Source organism: Micromonospora sp. CPCC 206061 (genome assembly GCF_036906915.1).
Lineage (GTDB): Bacteria > Actinomycetota > Actinomycetes > Mycobacteriales > Micromonosporaceae > Phytohabitans.
The window spans coordinates 1-15702 of record NZ_JBAKHX010000032.1 but is presented as its reverse complement, the minus strand read 5'-3'; the positions used below and the strand labels follow the sequence as shown (position 1 = coordinate 15702).

Annotated in this window: 14 protein-coding genes; 11 read left to right on the top strand and 3 right to left on the bottom strand. The window is 70.4% G+C overall.

Going from position 1 to position 15702, the window contains the following annotated elements; translation table 11 throughout:
• The first annotated feature begins 127 nt into the window (after positions 1-127).
• Complete coding sequence (locus tag V6V89_RS21500; protein WP_334620987.1) at positions 128-1864, top strand: hypothetical protein; 1737 nt, start codon at positions 128-130, stop codon at positions 1862-1864.
• Positions 1865-1870: 6 nt separating this feature from the next.
• Here the strand turns inward: V6V89_RS21500 and V6V89_RS21495 are convergent, their stop codons facing one another.
• Together V6V89_RS21495 and V6V89_RS21490 are read right to left on the bottom strand one after the other, a co-directional pair.
• Positions 1871-3013 (bottom strand): NADH-quinone oxidoreductase subunit D, encoded by a 1143-nt coding sequence (locus V6V89_RS21495; RefSeq protein ID WP_334620985.1) that lies wholly within the window; start codon positions 3011-3013, stop codon positions 1871-1873.
• A gap of 102 nt (positions 3014-3115) precedes the next feature.
• On the bottom strand, positions 3116-4090 hold the full coding sequence (locus V6V89_RS21490; RefSeq protein ID WP_334621051.1) for an SAM-dependent methyltransferase: 975 nt from the start codon (positions 4088-4090) through the stop codon (positions 3116-3118).
• Positions 4091-4222: 132 nt separating this feature from the next.
• Here V6V89_RS21490 and V6V89_RS21485 point away from each other — a divergent pair, with 132 nt between their 5' ends.
• From V6V89_RS21485 to V6V89_RS21455, 7 genes are all read left to right on the top strand, one after another.
• Positions 4223-5131, top strand: a complete 909-nt coding sequence (locus tag V6V89_RS21485) for a Rossmann-like and DUF2520 domain-containing protein (protein ID WP_334620984.1) — start codon at positions 4223-4225, stop codon at positions 5129-5131.
• 124 nt (positions 5132-5255) lie between these two features.
• Complete coding sequence (panC, locus tag V6V89_RS21480; RefSeq protein WP_334620983.1) at positions 5256-6077, top strand: pantoate--beta-alanine ligase; 822 nt, start codon at positions 5256-5258, stop codon at positions 6075-6077.
• Between the two features lie 56 nt (positions 6078-6133).
• Positions 6134-6547: an aspartate 1-decarboxylase gene (gene panD, locus V6V89_RS21475; protein WP_334621050.1), complete on the top strand. Its 414-nt coding sequence runs from the start codon at positions 6134-6136 to the stop codon at positions 6545-6547.
• A gap of 71 nt (positions 6548-6618) precedes the next feature.
• A complete protein-coding gene (locus V6V89_RS21470) occupies positions 6619-7527 on the top strand; it encodes a septum formation family protein (protein ID WP_334620982.1) in 909 nt (302 codons plus the stop codon).
• 47 nt (positions 7528-7574) lie between these two features.
• Complete coding sequence (locus V6V89_RS21465; RefSeq protein ID WP_334620981.1) at positions 7575-9209, top strand: L-aspartate oxidase; 1635 nt, start codon at positions 7575-7577, stop codon at positions 9207-9209.
• Positions 9206-10081: a carboxylating nicotinate-nucleotide diphosphorylase gene (gene nadC, locus V6V89_RS21460; protein ID WP_334620980.1), complete on the top strand. Its 876-nt coding sequence runs from the start codon at positions 9206-9208 to the stop codon at positions 10079-10081. Before V6V89_RS21465 ends, nadC begins: the two co-directional genes overlap by 4 nt.
• 3 nt (positions 10082-10084) lie before the next feature.
• A complete protein-coding gene (locus V6V89_RS21455; RefSeq protein ID WP_334620979.1) occupies positions 10085-10843 on the top strand; it encodes a type III pantothenate kinase in 759 nt (252 codons plus the stop codon).
• A 216-nt stretch (positions 10844-11059) separates the two neighbouring features.
• Here the strand turns inward: V6V89_RS21455 and V6V89_RS21450 are convergent, their stop codons facing one another.
• Positions 11060-11848, bottom strand: coding sequence for a class I SAM-dependent methyltransferase (locus V6V89_RS21450; protein ID WP_334620978.1), 789 nt, complete (start codon positions 11846-11848; stop codon positions 11060-11062).
• Positions 11849-11979: 131 nt separating this feature from the next.
• Here V6V89_RS21450 and lysS point away from each other — a divergent pair, with 131 nt between their 5' ends.
• The 3 genes from lysS to V6V89_RS21435 all read left to right on the top strand — a co-directional run.
• Positions 11980-13434, top strand: a complete 1455-nt coding sequence (gene lysS / locus V6V89_RS21445) for a lysine--tRNA ligase (protein WP_334621049.1) — start codon at positions 11980-11982, stop codon at positions 13432-13434.
• 88 nt (positions 13435-13522) lie between these two features.
• Entirely contained in the window at positions 13523-13873 is a 351-nt protein-coding gene (locus V6V89_RS21440) for a histone-like nucleoid-structuring protein Lsr2 (protein WP_265252365.1), read from the top strand.
• Positions 13874-14205: 332 nt separating this feature from the next.
• A partial coding sequence (locus V6V89_RS21435; RefSeq protein ID WP_334620977.1) for a Clp protease N-terminal domain-containing protein occupies positions 14206-15702 on the top strand: 1497 nt, incomplete at its 3' end.

Below are 15702 nucleotides of genomic sequence, written 5' to 3'. Positions count from 1 at the left end.
TGCCGGAGCGTGGCCCGGGTCGCATCATCGTTGTCCTCATGTGACCGATCCGCTGCTAGGCGAGCCGGAGCCGGAATACGTAGCCGGCCATTCCGTTGACCCGGAAGAATCGGTAGGCTCCACAGCCATGCCGGCCACCCAACCGCCATCTGAGCGGCGGGGCGCACGGCTGCTCACCATGTTGTTCTGGGCCGGGGTGGGGCTGGCTCCGCTGGCGGCATTGTTGCTGCTGCTAGGCCAAGGCGCCGGGGCGCTAAGAGTGGCCGCCGTTCTCGCGGTGCTCGCCGTTGTCCTCATCGGCCTGTCGATCACGTTGCGCAGAGACGCCGAAAGCGTGCGCCTCGACATGGAGGAGACCCTTCTCGAAGAGGTCGACATGCTCCGCGAAGACGTGCGCAACGACATCGCCACCGCCGCCCGCGCGACGCACAAGGCATTCTCGGAAAAGCTTCAGACAATGCACGAGAGCGTGCAGGCGCTGCGCGTACAGGTCGAGGCGGTGCGTGCGGCAGGGGGCCCCGCCGCTGCGCCGCCCGCCCACGCCCCGGCGGCCGCCGCGCAGCCGAGGGCATTCGATGGCGCCGCGTTCCCACCCGCCGCCGGTTTCGCCCGACCCGAGCCGCCGGCCGGTGCGAACGGGCAGCCGGTTCAGCCGGCTAATGCCGGCGTGGCCCAGCCCGCGGGGGTGGCGAGCGTCCCGCAGCCCGGCCATCTCGGTGTCGCCCAGCCCGCCCACGCCGAGACGGCCATGCCACCGGCCGGATCCGGGCACGTCGGCGCCCGCGCGCGGGTGCCCGGCGGGATCGTCCGGCACACCGAGACCGTGCAGGTCACCACCCGTCAGACCATCGTGGACCCGCACGGCGACGACGAGCCAGGCACGGGTCGCGTGTATGGCGCAGGCGCCTACGGCGGGTATGAGGGCGGCGGGTACCGCGGTCCGGAGTTTTCGCCGGCCGACGACGCGGCTGCCCGGCCGGGACGCTACGGCGGCGATGCCGCGCAATGGTCCGCGCCCCCGGCACCGCCGCCGGCCGGGCGCCGCCGCCGCGCTGCCGAGCCCGACGACGCGCAGTGGCAGGACGACCGTCGCCACGGCGGCGGGACCTGGCAGGACGACCGGCAACGGGGGCGCGACGAGCCGTGGACGGGTCCCCGGGTCGATGGCGCCTGGTCGGGTGACCGGTCCCGTGGCCCGGACGAGTCCTGGCCGGAGGAGGGGCGCCGGGGGCCTGACGGTTCCTGGCAGGGTGACCGGCAGCGCGGCGACGGCTCGTGGACGGGCGACCGGCCCCGGGGCGGCGACGGGCGCCGGCCGCGCCCGTACGACAGGGAAGACGAGCAGCGCGACGAGGGCCGGTGGACCGACGTGAAGGCCGGCGACCGGTGGGCGTCGGTGCGCAGCGATGATCGCGTTCAGGAGCTCCGGATGGGCGAGCGCCGCGCCGCCGTACGCGCCGACGAGTCCGGCAGCGAGGTGCGGATCCAGGACCGCTGGGCGGCCGTTCGGCGAGAAGAGCCGCGCCGCGAGGAGCCACGTCGAGAGGAGCCGCGCCGCGAGGAGCCGCGCCGCGAGGAGCCGCGCCGCGAGGAGCCGCGCCGCGAGGAGCAGCACGAGGACGGTGCCTGGCTGCGTGACCTGCGGGGTGCCCAGGGCGACGACGGCTGGGAGCGGCGCGGCGGCCCCGCGGCACTACCGGCCGCCCCCATCGAACCCACCACGTCGTGGGGCCAGGGGTGGAACGCCGCCGAGCGGGAGACATCCGGGCGCCGGCGGCGCTACCAGGACGGCGAGGACGAGTTCCGGTACCAGCCGGACGCCGGTCGCAGGTCACGCCGCGCCGACGACGAACGCTGGCGCTAGCTGCGTTTACTTGTCGACGTCGCCGACCACGAAGAACATAGAGCCGAGGATCGCGATCAGATCTGGCACGAGGCAGCCCGGGATGAGGGTGGAGAGGGCCTGCACGTTCGCGTACGAGGCGGTGCGCAGCTTCATCCGCCACGGCGTCTTCTCGCCCCGCGACACCAGGTAGTACCCGTTGAGCCCGAGCGGGTTCTCGGTCCAGGCGTAAGTGTGTCCCTCCGGCGCCTTGACCACCTTGGGCAGCCGCACGTTGACCGGCCCGGTGATCCGGTCGACCATCTCCAGGCAGCGGTCGACCAGGTCGAGCGAGACCTGTACCTGGTCGAGCAGCACCTCGAACCGCGCGTGGCAGTCACCCGCGTCGCGGGTCACCACCGGCACGTCGAGGTCGCCGTACGCGAGGTACGGCTCGTCGCGGCGCAGGTCGAAGTCGAGCCCGGACGCCCTCGCCACCGGCCCCGACGCTCCGAACGCCGCGGCCTGCGCCGCGGTCAGCACGCCGACCCCCACCGTGCGGGCCAGGAAGATCTCGTTGCGGCGGATCAGGTTTTCCAGGTCCGGCAGGCGCCGCCGCACCTCGCCGACCGCCGCCCGTGCCCGGCGCGTCCAGCCAGCCGGCACCTCTTCTTTGAGGCCGCCGACCCGGTTGAACATGTAGTGCATCCGGCCGCCGGAGGCCTCCTCCATGACCGCCTGCAGCGTCTCCCGCTCCCGGAACGCGTAGAACACCGGTGTGATCGCGCCGATCTCCAGCGGGTACGAACCGAGGAACATCAGGTGGTTGAGCACCCGGTTCAGCTCGGCCATGGCGGTGCGCAGCCAGACCGCGCGCTCCGGAACCTCCAGGCCCATCAGCCGCTCGACGGCCAGCACCACGCCCAGCTCGTTGGCGAACGCGGACAGCCAGTCGTGCCGGTTGGCCAGCACGATGATCTGCCGGTAGTCGCGCACCTCGAAGAGCTTTTCCGCGCCGCGGTGCATGTATCCGACGATCGGCTCGCATGAGACCACCCGCTCGCCGTCCAGCACCAGCTTGAGCCGCAGCACTCCGTGCGTGGACGGGTGCTGCGGGCCGATGTTGAGCACCATGTCGGCGGTGTCGAGCCCGGCGCCGGTGCCAACGGTCACCTCACGCAGGTCGCTCATGAGGCGCCGCCCGCAGCCGACACAAAGCGAAGCGACCGGAGCGACTGGCGGCTACACGGCGGCGGCTCATGACGCGCGCGAGCGGGGCGAGCGCCAGTTAGCTCAGTCATCCCGCCATCGTCCCACGTTGGGCAGGAGCGGCAGACTGTCGAGGCCGATGAGGTGCAGCAGCCACCAATGGGCGCCCAAGCCGGCCGGTTCGGTCAGTTCGGCCGCCGCTGACGCGGCCGCCAGCGCACGCACGTAGCCGGCTGGGTCTGTGCTGGCCAGGGTGATCGGTGGCCGGGCGCCGCTGACCCCGAGCGCGCGCAGCGCCTCCCGCTGAGAGACCAGTGTGTACGGCCAGCCACCTGCCTCGGCCACCGCGTCGATCGCCACGTGGGCGGTGATGTCGCAGCTTCCGTCCGGCACCGGAGGCACCTGGCGTCCGGCCCGGTACCCGGTGAGGGTGCCGCCGAAGGGCCGAGCGTCTCGAAGGTGGCCATAGTCGACGGCGAGCGCCAGTCCGCGCGACACCGCACGCACGGCCCTCGCCCAGGCCCGGTCGCGCGGTAGGCCCACCTCGGCGCGGCCGCCACCCGGCCACCAGCGGGCGAGCCATGCCGCGTCGTCCGGGGTGACCGGGGCGCCCGGCTCCTCAATGCCCGCCGGGTCGACGGTGACGTAGCGATCGCCGTCCACCACGTCGAGCGGTATGTTGTCGAGCCATTCGGTCGCGATGAGCAGCCCGGTGACGCCGGTCGGCAGCTCCGGTCGCCAGCGGATCGTATCCGGCAGGCGCGGTGGCCGAGCGGCACGCTCCACGGCGGTCAGCCGCAGCCGGTCGCCGAGCGCTGCCGGGGCTGCCGAAGCGAGGGCGGTCAGGAGCTCGCCGCGACCGGCGCCGACGTCGACCACGTCGAGCGGGTGGGGGTGGTCGAGCGCCTCGTCGAGGTGCGTGATCAGCCGGAGCACAGCCGACACGAAGAGCGGGGAAGCGTGCACGCTGGTGCGGAAGTGAGCGGCCGGCCCGGCACCCGTCGTGAAGAAGCCGCGCGGGCCATAAAGCGCGTTCTCCATGGCGTCCTGCCAGTTCATTCGCTGCTCATCCACCGCACCGTCCACACCTTACGGGCGGTGAAAACCTTCACACTCTCTTGTCCCACGTCTGTCACAAAGACGCATACTTGCGTCGACCGGTACCTATGACCGCAAGGACTGGATCAACACATGATCGTCGGTGTGATCGGCGCCGGCCGCGTCGGTGCTGTGCTCGGCGCGGCGCTGGAGCGCTCCGGCCACCGTGTGGTGGCCGCCTCCGGTGCCTCCGCCGCGTCGAAGGCCCGCAGGGTCCGTCTGCTGCCCGGCGCCGCCGAGCGGACGCCCGCAGAGGTGGCCCGCGCCGCTCGTGACCTGCTGATCATCGCCGTTCCCGACGACGCGCTCGCCCCGGTGATCGCCGGCGTGGCCGATGCGCTGCATCCCGGGCAGGTCGTCGCGCACACCTCGGGAGCGCACGGTCTCGCGGTCCTCGCCCCGGTGGCGGCTAGCGGCGCGCGACCGCTCGCCCTGCACCCCGCGATGACGTTCGCCGGCACGGCCGACGACCTGGCCAAGCTGTCCGGCGCCTCCTTCGGAGTGACCGCCGAGCCAGACGAGCGTCCGTTCGTCGAAGGGCTGGTCGCAGACCTCGGCGGCATCATCGAGTGGGTGGCGGAGGCCGACCGCGTGCTCTATCACGCCGCCCTGGCACACGGTGCCAACCACCTGGTCACCCTCGTCAACGAGGCGCTCGACCGGCTTCGCGACGCGGGCGTGGTGCATCCGGAAAAGGTGCTCGGCCCGCTGCTGCGGACCTCGCTGGACAACACGCTGCGGCTGGGCGACGCCGCGCTGACCGGCCCGGTGTCCCGCGGCGACGCCGGCACGGTAGCCCGGCACCTCGACCGGCTCGCCGTCGTGGCACCCGAGTCGGTGCCCGCGTACCTGGCGCTCGCCCGCCGCACGGCCGACCGGGCGATCGCCGCTGGCCGGCTGCGGCCGGTCGACGCCGAGCCACTGCTCGACGTGCTAGGGCCTGTCTGGCGGATCTTTGTGGGGCTGCGGCGGCCCCAGACGACGACCGGTGGCGCCGGATGAAAGGCCGCATACAACACTGGTATGCGACCTTCCGCCCGGCTTGCCGGACGCCGCCTGGACCTCGCCTCGCACCCACAAGATCCACCAGACAAGCCCTAACCGATCGCGAGGAGGCGACGACGTAATGGATCTGGTGCACAGCCGCGCCGATTTGGCGGCGGGGCGAGCCGCCCTGGACGGGCCGGTCGCGGTCGTGATGACGATGGGCGCGCTGCACCAGGGCCACAAGGCGCTGCTGCGCGAGGCTCGCGCCCGTGCCGATCGGGTCGTCGCGACGATCTTCGTGAACCCGCTTCAATTCGGGCCGAACGAGGACTTCGACCGGTACCCCCGCACCCTGGACGCGGACCTGGCGGTGTGTGCGGCGGCCGGCGTCGACCTGGTTTTCGCGCCGGACCGCACCGAGATGTACCCGGCGGGCGAGCCGACGGTTCGGGTCAACCCGGGGCCGCTGGGCGAGCAGTTCGAGGGCGCCAGCCGGCCTGGCTTCTTCCACGGCGTGCTGACCGTCGTGCTGAAGCTTCTCCAGCTCACGCGGCCGGATCTGACGTTCTTCGGCGAGAAGGACTACCAGCAGCTCACGCTCGTCAAGCGGATGGTGCGCGACCTCGACGTGCCGGTGGAGGTCGTCGGCGTGCCGACCGTCCGCGAGTCGGACGGCCTGGCCCTGTCGAGCCGCAACCGGTACCTGTCGGAGGTGGAACGCGGGACGGCGCTGACGCTGTCGAGGGCGCTTCGCGCGGGTGTGGAGGCGGCGCGGCGCGGCGAGGACGCCGAGAAGGCGGCCCGCGCGGTGTTCGACGGGAGCGCGGCGGACCTCGACTACCTGGTGCTGACCGACCCCGAGCTGGGACCGGCGCCGGCACATGGCCCCGGACGCCTGCTGGTCGCGGCCCGGGTCGGCAAGACGCGACTGATCGACAACGCTGCGGTGGAGGTCGCCTGAATGCACCCCGCGAAAACGCTCCGCTTCGCTCCACGTTCCCACGGCGGCCCCGCATGATGTACCGGACGATGTTGAAGTCCAAGATCCATCGGGCCACGGTGACCGAGGCCGACCTGCACTACGTCGGGTCGGTGACGGTGGACGAAGACCTCATGGAGGCCGCCGACCTCCTGGCCGGCGAGCAGGTCGCCATCGTCGACGTGACCAACGGGGCCCGCCTGGAGACGTACGTGATCCCGGGCGCCCGGGGCACCGGCGTGATCGGCATCAACGGCGCCGCCGCGCACCTCGTCCACCCCGGCGACCTGGTGATCCTGATCTCGTACGCCCAGCTCGACGACGCCACCGCCCGGACGTACCGGCCTCGGGTCGTCCACGTCGACGCGCACAACCGGGTCATAGAGCTCGGCTCCGACCCGTCCGTGGCGGCGCCTGGCGTTGTCGGAGCTTGCGCGCCCTCCGTAGGTTAGTAAGGCATCACAGCCGGGTGCCGTATGCTCGGCCGTCCGGTAAATCGTTGTGCTCTTGGGGAGGACGCACGATGCGACGGTGGATCGCCGCGCTGGTGGTGGGCGGAGCGGCCACGCTGGCGCTGTCCGCGTGCGGCAACCCGGCAGGCGTCGACGGTGACCTGTCCGACGACTGGAAGGCGGCCGCCGACCCCCAGCCGTTCACCCCTCCGGCCGAGGTCTGCCACGAGAGCGACTACGCCGAGACCGCCTACCTGTCTTCGTACGAGCCGGTCGACTGCGCCACCACGCACCGCTTGGAAACCGTGTACGTGGGCACGTTCGTCGATGCGGCGGCCGGGCTGAGCGCACCACCTGGCAAGGACTCCGCCGAGATCAAGGCGGCGTTCGCCGAGTGCGACACCAAGACCAAGGAGTACGTGGGTAGCGACTGGCGCAGCGGCCGGCTCCGGCTGGGTGTCTCGCTGCCGTCCACGCAGGCGTGGAGCGGCGGCGCCCGGTGGTTCCGCTGTGACGTCACCGAGGTCACGAATGTTGAGGACAACGGCGACACCGCTGCCCGCACCGGCACCCTCAAGGGGGTCTTGAAGGCCGCCTCGCCCCTGTCGCTCGGGTGCTACTCGGTCAAGCTGGCGAAGGACAGCAGCATCGACACGATGCCGGCCGCCGAGTGCACCAAGGACCACAACAGCGAGTTCGCTGGGGTGTGGACGGCGCCCGAGACGCCGTACCCGACAAAGAGCGCAGACTGGGATAAGTTCCACAACGAGTGCCGCAAGGTGATCGCGAAGTTCGCCGGGGTGCCGAACGACGGCAACATCAAGTACCGCACCGGTGTCGTGTCGCTGCCCGGCAGTGAAGACGAGTGGAAGGGCGGAAACCGCGGCGTCCGCTGCTACCTGTGGCTGAGCGAGCGCACGGTCAACCGGTCCATGAAGGGCGCCGGCCCCAACGGCCTGCCCATCCGGTACGCGGACTAACCCCACCCCGCCCGTTACCACGCACCGCAACGCGATCTACTGATGAGATGACTGTTGGACTGCCGGCGGTGCCCAACCGGCTTGGCGCGCCGTCCCCGGGCTGGGCCGAGACCACCGACGTCGTGGTGGTCGGCTCCGGCATCGCGGGGCTGACGGCCGCCCTACATCTGCGCGAGGCCGGCCTGCACGTCACGGTCGTCACCAAGGTCAACATCGACGATGGGTCCACCCGCTGGGCCCAGGGCGGCATCGCCGCGGTACTCGGTCCGCTGGACACCCCGGCGGCCCACGCCGCGGACACGGAGATCGCCGGCGTCGGCCTGTGCGACCCGGGTGCGGTCGCCGTCCTGGTCGACGAGGGCCCTGCCCGGGTGCGCGAGCTGATGCGGCTGGGTGCCGAGTTCGACCGGCACCCGGACGGCTCCCTGATGCTGACCCGCGAGGGCGGGCACCGGGCTAACCGCATCGTGCACGCCGGCGGCGACGCGACCGGCGCGGAGGTGCAGCGGGCGCTGCACGCTGCGGTGCGACGCGACCCGTGGATCCGGCTCGTCGAGCACGCACTCGTGCTGGACCTGCTGTGCGCGGCGGACGGCCGGGCCTGCGGCATCACGCTGCACGTGCTGGGCGAGGGTAGCGAAGACGGCGTCGGCGCGATCCTCGGCCGCGCGGTGGTGTTGGCCACGGGTGGGATGGGTCAGATCTTCGCGGCGACGACCAACCCGCCGGTCTCCACCGGCGACGGGGTGGCGGTCGCCATGCGGGCGGGCGCCGCGGTCACCGACATCGAGTTCGTGCAGTTTCACCCCACGTCCTTCGTGGGCGGGCAGGTCCACGAGGCGCAGCGGCCGCTGATCTCCGAGGCGCTGCGTGGGGAGGGCGCGCACCTCGTCGACGGCGACGGGAAGCGCTTCATGGTCGGCCAGCACGAGCTGGCCGAGCTCGCGCCGCGCGACGTGGTCGCGAAGGGCATCCACCGGGTACTGGCAGCCACCGGCGCCGACCACGTCTACCTGGACGCCCGGCACCTGCCGGACGTGGCGCACCGGTTCCCGACGATCACCGCGGCGTGCCGTGCGGCCGGCATCGACCCGGCCACCGGCCTGATCCCGGTGGCGCCCGCCGCGCACTACGCCTCCGGCGGCGTCCGCACCGACCTGCACGGTCGCACCTCGATCCCCGGCTTGTACGCGTGCGGCGAAGTTGCCTGTACGGGAGTGCACGGCGCCAACCGCCTCGCCAGCAACTCCCTGCTCGAGGGGCTGGTCTTCGCCCGCCGGATCGCCGGAGACATCGCCCGCGGCCTGCCGCCGCAGGCCGACCCGGTGGAGCCCGCGGGGGACGCCGGATGGGTGGTGGATCAAGACAGCCGCGTCGCGTTGCAGCGCGCCATGACGCGCGGCGCCGGCGTACTGCGCTCTGCTGAGTCGCTGGCTGGCGCCGCCGCTGAGCTGGCCGCTCTCGGCGCGACCCGCGGCACGGCGCGTACCGCGAGCTGGGAGGCGACAAACCTGGTCACGGTCGCGTCGGCGCTGGTCGCAGCCGCGTACGCCCGCCAGGAGACACGCGGCTGCCACTGGCGCGAGGACTTTCCGGCTGCCGACGACCGCTGGCTCGGCCACTTCCTCGGCGGTATCGGCCAGGATGGCTCGGTCACCGAAGAGTGGGAGAAGGCCATATGAAAAGGTCCACCGTCGAGGCGCTGGTCGCGGTCGGGCTGCCGCCGCTCGATGTCGAACTGATCGTGCGGCGGGCGCTGGAGGAGGATCTCGGCCCGGGCGGGCTCGACGTGACGAGCATCGCCACGATCCCCGAAGACCAGGAGGGCACCGCCGAGCTGGTCGCGCGAGCGGACGGTGTCGTGGCCGGGCTGCCGGTCGCCGCCGCGGTGTTCGAGCTGGCTGATCCCCGTACCCGATGCGAAGCTCTGGTGCCCGACGGCGCGCGGGTAGCCCGCGACGACGTGCTGGCCACCGTGGCCGGCCCGGCCCGGGCCCTGCTCACCGCCGAGCGCACAGCGCTCAACCTGCTCTGCCGGATGTCCGGTGTCGCGACGCACACCCGGTACTGGGCGGACGCGCTCGCCGGCAGCAAGGCGCAGGTGCTCGACACCCGCAAGACCACGCCGGGGCTGCGGGTCCTGGAGAAGTACGCCGTGCGGGCCGGCGGCGGCACGAACAAGCGCATGGGCCTCTACGACGTCGCGATGATCAAGGACAACCACAAGCTGGCGGCGGGCGGGCTGACAGCGGCGTACCAGCGGGTGCGGGAAGCCTTCCCCGACGTGCCGGTACAGGTCGAGGTGACCACCGTCGCGGAGGCGGTCGAGTCGGTGGAGGCCGGCGCGACGTTCCTGCTGTGCGACAACATGACGCCGGCCGTGCTGCGCGAGGTGGTGGCGGCGGTCGGCGACCGCGCCGAGTTGGAAGCCACCGGCGGCCTGACCCTGGATGCGGCGGCCGAGTACGCGGCCACCGGCGTCGACTACCTGTCGGTGGGAGCCCTCACGCACTCCTCGCCTATCGTTGACATCGCCATGGACCTGCGGGAGTAGCGCGTGCTGCTGTGCATTGACATCGGTAACACCAACACGGTGCTCGCCACGTTCGACGGCGACAAGCTCGTGCACTCGTGGCGGATCAAGACGGACGCCCGCTCGACGGCCGACGAGCTGGGGCTGAAGCTGCGGGGCCTGCTGGCCGGCGACGCGGTGGAGATCACCGGTGTGGCCGCCTGCTCGACCGTGCCGGCGGCGCTGCGCTCGCTGCGGACGATGCTGGCGCGCTACTACGGCGATACGCCCAGCGTGATCGTCGAGCCGGGCGTGAAGACCGGCGTGCAGCTCGCTATCGACAACCCGAAAGAGGTCGGCTCCGACCGGGTGGTCAACACACTGGCCGCGCACACGATTTACGGCGGGCCGTCGATCGTCGTCGACTTCGGCACCACCACGAACTTCGACGTGATCAGTGAGCGCGGCGAGTTTCTGGGCGGCGCGTTCGCGCCCGGTATCGAGATCTCGTTCGACGCCCTGGCGGCCCGTGCCGCGCAGCTGCGGAAGGTCGAGCCGACCAAGCCGCGTTCGGTGATCGGCAAGAACACCGTCGAGTGCCTTCAGTCCGGCATGTACTTCGGGTTCGCCGGGCAGGTCGACCGGATCGTCGAGCGGATGGCCGAAGAGTTGGGGCCGCTGCGCGCGGTGATCGCGACCGGCGGACTGGCGCCCGTGGTGATCGAGGAGTGTCGCACGATCACCCACCACGAGCCGATGATCACACTGATCGGCCTGCGAATGGTCTACGACCGCAACACTTAACCGGAATCCTGGTCATTCACCGTCGTGGTCGGCCACGGCTGCCAGGCCGACCGTTTGGCGCACCGGGACCGGAATCCTGGTCATTTACCGTCGTGGTCGGCCACGGCTGCCAGGCCGACCGTTTGGCGCACCGGGACCGGAATCCTGGTCATTTACCGTCGTGGTCGGCCACGGCTGCCAGGCCGACCGTTTGGCGCACCGGGACCGGAATCCTGGTCATTTACCGTCGTGGTCGGCCACGGCTGCCAGGCCGACCGTTTGGCGCACCGGGGCCCTGTAGGCGAAGGTCTGGAACGGCAGCTCGAAGCTTTCTCGGCCGGCCAGGGCGGGGTGTTCGGCGCAGAGCCAGCGGACGGCCGCGTCGATCTCGGCACGGTGTTCGGGGGAGGCGACCAGGTAGTACGAGCGGGTGGCGACCAACGCCACCAGGCTCTCGGGCGTCTGCGTGGTCGAGTGGCGGAACTCGGCGCGCTCGACCGGGCCGAAGTACGTGTCACCGAAGCTCAGCTCGTCGCCGGGGTCGAACCCGCCGTGAACGGCCGGCTGGTCATGCGTGATCACGGTCAGCTCGTGGACCCACGGCACCGAATCGTCGCGCCTGTTCCAGATGGCGGCGAACGTGCCGCCGGGACGCAGCAGCCGGGCGATCTCCGGGTGCGCGCGCTCCGGGTCGAACCAGTGATAGGCCTGCCCGGCCACCACGGCGTCCACGGACGCGTCAGGCAGCGGCACGGCCTCTGCCGAACCGGCCAGCGCCGTCGTGCCGGGCGTCGCGTCGGCCAGGCGCGCTCGCATATTCGGGTCCGGCTCCACGGGTACCGCTTCGTAGCCGGCGGACAGCAGGACCCGGGTCAGCTTGCCGGTGCCAGCTCCCAAATCGATCACCCGGCGGGGTGGCGGGCCGCCGGCGGCCCAGGTCACGGCCTCGACGGGATACGTGGGCCGATGCTGGTCGTATGCCGTCGCGGCGGCTCCGAACGACAGAGCGTGCGCGTGGTCCGTCATCGTGGCGAAGGTTATCCGATTTCCCTGTTGAGTAGGCTCGGGGACGAATCCCACTCCACTTCTGAACAGAAAGCCATGCCGTGACTGAGCAGACACCCGCCTCTTCGCCAGCCGAGGATCTTCCCGAGCAGATGCGGGTCCGTCGGTCCAAGCGTGATCGGCTACTCGCCGAGGGTGCCGAGCCGTATCCCATCACGTACCCACGGACGGCGTCGTTGGCCCAGCTCCGGGAGCGGTACGCGGACCTGCCGATCGACACCGCCACGGGCGACGTGGCCTCCGTCACCGGCCGCGTGATGTTCATCCGCAACACGGGCAAGCTGTGCTTTGCCACGCTGCGCGACGGCGACGGCACCGAGCTACAGGCCATGCTCTCGCTCGACCGGGTCGGCGCCGAGCGGCTGGAAGAGTGGAAGCGGGTAGTCGATCTCGGAGACCACGTCGGGGTGACCGGCGAGGTGATCACCAGCCGGCGCGGTGAGCTGTCGGTGCTGGCCGACTCGTGGGCGATGACGGCCAAGTCGCTGCGCCCGCTCCCGGTGGCGCACAAGCCGATGAGCGAGGAAGCCCGGGTCCGGCAGCGGTACGTCGACCTGATCATGCGTCCGCAGGCGCGCGACACGGTTCGCGTACGCGCTGGAGTGGTGCGGAGTCTGCGTGATTCGCTGTACCGGCGGGACTTCCTTGAGGTCGAGACACCAATGTTGCAGTTGCTGCACGGTGGAGCGACGGCTCGGCCATTCGTGACTCACAGCAATGCATTGGATACTGATCTGTATCTGCGAATCGCTCCTGAGCTATTCCTGAAGCGGTGCGTGGTTGGCGGCATCGAGCGTGTCTTCGAGATCAACCGCAACTTCCGGAATGAGGGAGTTGATTCTTCGCACTCTCCCGAGTTTGCGATGCTCGAGACCTACGAGGCGTACGGCGACTACAACACCATCGGCGACCTCACGCGGGAACTGGTACAGGAGGCGGCGGATGCGACCTTTGGGTCCTATGTTGTTACCCACGCCGACGGTACGGAGTTCGACCTCGGCGGGCAGTGGCGCTCCGTAACTCTCTACGGCGTTCTTTCCGAGGCGCTCGGCGAGGAGGTTACCGTCCGTACTGACATGGCACGGCTCATCCAGTACGCGGAGAAGCACAATCTGGAAGTCGACCCTAAGTGGGGACCGGGCAAGCTCGCCGAAGAACTCTTCGAGGAGCTCGTCGTACCGAACCTGGTGGCGCCGACGTTCGTACGTGACTACCCGGAGGAGACGAGCCCGCTGGTCCGGAGCCACCGGGCGGAGCCGGGGCTGACCGAAAAGTGGGACCTCTACGTGCGCGGCTTCGAGTTGGCGACCGGGTACTCGGAGTTGGTCGACCCTGTTGTGCAGCGGGAACGCCTGGTGGCGCAGGCCCGGCTGGCCGCCAAGGGCGACGACGAAGCGATGCGTCTCGACGAGGACTTCCTGCGGGCGTTGGAGTACGGAATGCCGCCGTCGGGCGGCATGGGAATGGGAATCGACCGTCTCCTGATGGCGCTCACCGGCCTCGGTATTCGGGAAACCATCCTCTTCCCGCTGGTCCGCGCCGAGTAGATTCTTCGATCCTATTGACGGAAGGAGCGCCTTCCAAGCTATTGTTCTCTTGTTTGCGGGAGGAACCTGCTCGGAAGGATAACGGCCCGTGGCCAAGCAGATCATTCACAAGTTGGTCGACGACCTGGACGGTGGCGACGCAGACGAGACGGTCAAGTTCTCGCTCGACGGCGTGCAGTACGAGATCGACCTGTCCAAGAAGAACGCGGACAAATTGCGGGAAGTAATGTCCCCATACCTGGTCGCCGGCTCAAAGATCGGGCGTGGCGGCGTTGTCGTCGGCGGCCGGGCGGCCCGGGGTCGTGGCGGTGCCGCGGCTGACCGCGAGCAGAACAAGGCGATCCGTGCCTGGGCAAAGAAGGAAGGCAAGGACATCTCCGATCGGGGTCGGATCCCGCAGGAGATCGTTGACGAGTACCACGCGAAGGCTGGGCGCTGAGCCTCGGCTGATCACCAAAACTCGGCACCGGGCCCGTGGCGCAGCGCGCTGCGGGCCCGGCCGTGTTATCCACAGGCTGTGGACAAATGACCTGTCGGGCTGTGGACAGCGCGTGGCCGTGTTCGCTCTCCGCGTAGTGCGGGACCGTGGGGAACACCGCGAGAGCGGGCAGAGTTGGGGAAAACATCGCGGACGAGGTCTAGTCAGGCACGCACGGCCACAGCAGAGTCGGCCCGCGGCGATAGAGTAAGGGACACGGGCGTCCGACGGGACGTTCGCCGGCGCTGGCCCCGCCAAGATCATGGCGCACGGCAAGTGAGGAGCACGAGGGCATGTTCGAGCGGTTCACCGACCGAGCGCGACGGGTTGTCGTCCTGGCTCAAGAAGAAGCCCGGATGCTCAACCACAACTACATCGGCACGGAACACATCCTGCTCGGCCTCATCCATGAGGGTGAGGGCGTTGCGGCCAAGGCCCTGGAGAGCCTCGGTATCTCCTTGGAGGGCGTCCGCCAGCAGGTCGAGGAGATTATCGGTCAGGGTCAGCAGGCGCCGAGCGGGCACATTCCGTTCACGCCGCGGGCCAAGAAGGTGCTGGAGCTGTCGCTGCGCGAGGCGTTGCAGCTTGGGCATAACTACATCGGCACCGAGCACATCCTGCTGGGGCTGATCCGTGAGGGCGAGGGCGTCGCGGCCCAGGTGCTGGTCAAGCTCGGCGCCGACCTCAACCGGGTCCGTCAGCAGGTCATCCAGCTGCTCTCCGGCTATCAGGGCAAGGAGCCGGCTGCCGCCGGCGCCGCCGCGGGTGAGGCCGCCCCGTCTACCAGCCTCGTGCTGGACCAGTTCGGCCGCAACCTGACCCAGGCAGCTCGCGAAGGCAAGCTCGACCCGGTCATTGGGCGCGAGAAGGAGATCGAGCGGGTGATGCAGGTGCTCTCCCGCCGCACCAAGAACAACCCGGTCCTGATCGGCGAGCCCGGCGTCGGAAAGACGGCCGTGGTCGAGGGCCTGTCCCAGCGCATCGTCAAGGGCGAGGTGCCCGAGACGCTCAAGGACAAGCAGCTCTACACCCTCGACCTAGGCGCGCTGGTGGCTGGCTCCCGCTACCGCGGTGACTTCGAAGAGCGCCTGAAGAAGGTGCTCAAGGAGATCCGCACCCGGGGCGACATCATCCTGTTCATCGACGAGATCCACACCCTGGTCGGCGCAGGCGCCGCCGAGGGTGCGATCGACGCGGCGAGCATTCTCAAGCCGATGCTGGCCCGTGGTGAGCTGCAGACGATTGGCGCGACCACGCTCGACGAGTACCGCAAGCACCTGGAGAAGGACGCCGCCCTCGAGCGACGGTTCCAGCCGATCCAGGTGGGCGAGCCGTCGTTGGCCCACACGATCGAGATCCTGAAGGGCCTGCGCGACCGGTACGAGGCGCACCACCGCGTTTCGATCACCGACGGCGCGCTGGTTGCCGCGGCGACCCTGGCCGACCGGTACATCTCCGACCGGTACCTGCCTGACAAGGCGATCGACCTGATCGACGAGGCGGGTGCGCGGATGCGGATCCGCCGGATGACCGCGCCGCCAGACCTGCGTGACTTCGACGAGCGGATCGCCCAGGTGCGCCGCGACAAGGAGTCGGCGATAGACGCTCAGGACTTCGAGCGCGCCGCCCAACTGCGTGACAAGGAGAAGCAGCTCCTGGGTCAGAAGGCGCAGCGGGAAAAGGAGTGGAAGGCCGGCGACCTGGACGTGGTGTCCGAGGTCGACGACGAGCAGATCGCTGAGGTGTTGGCGAACTGGACCGGTATTCCGGTGTACAAGCTGACCGAGGAG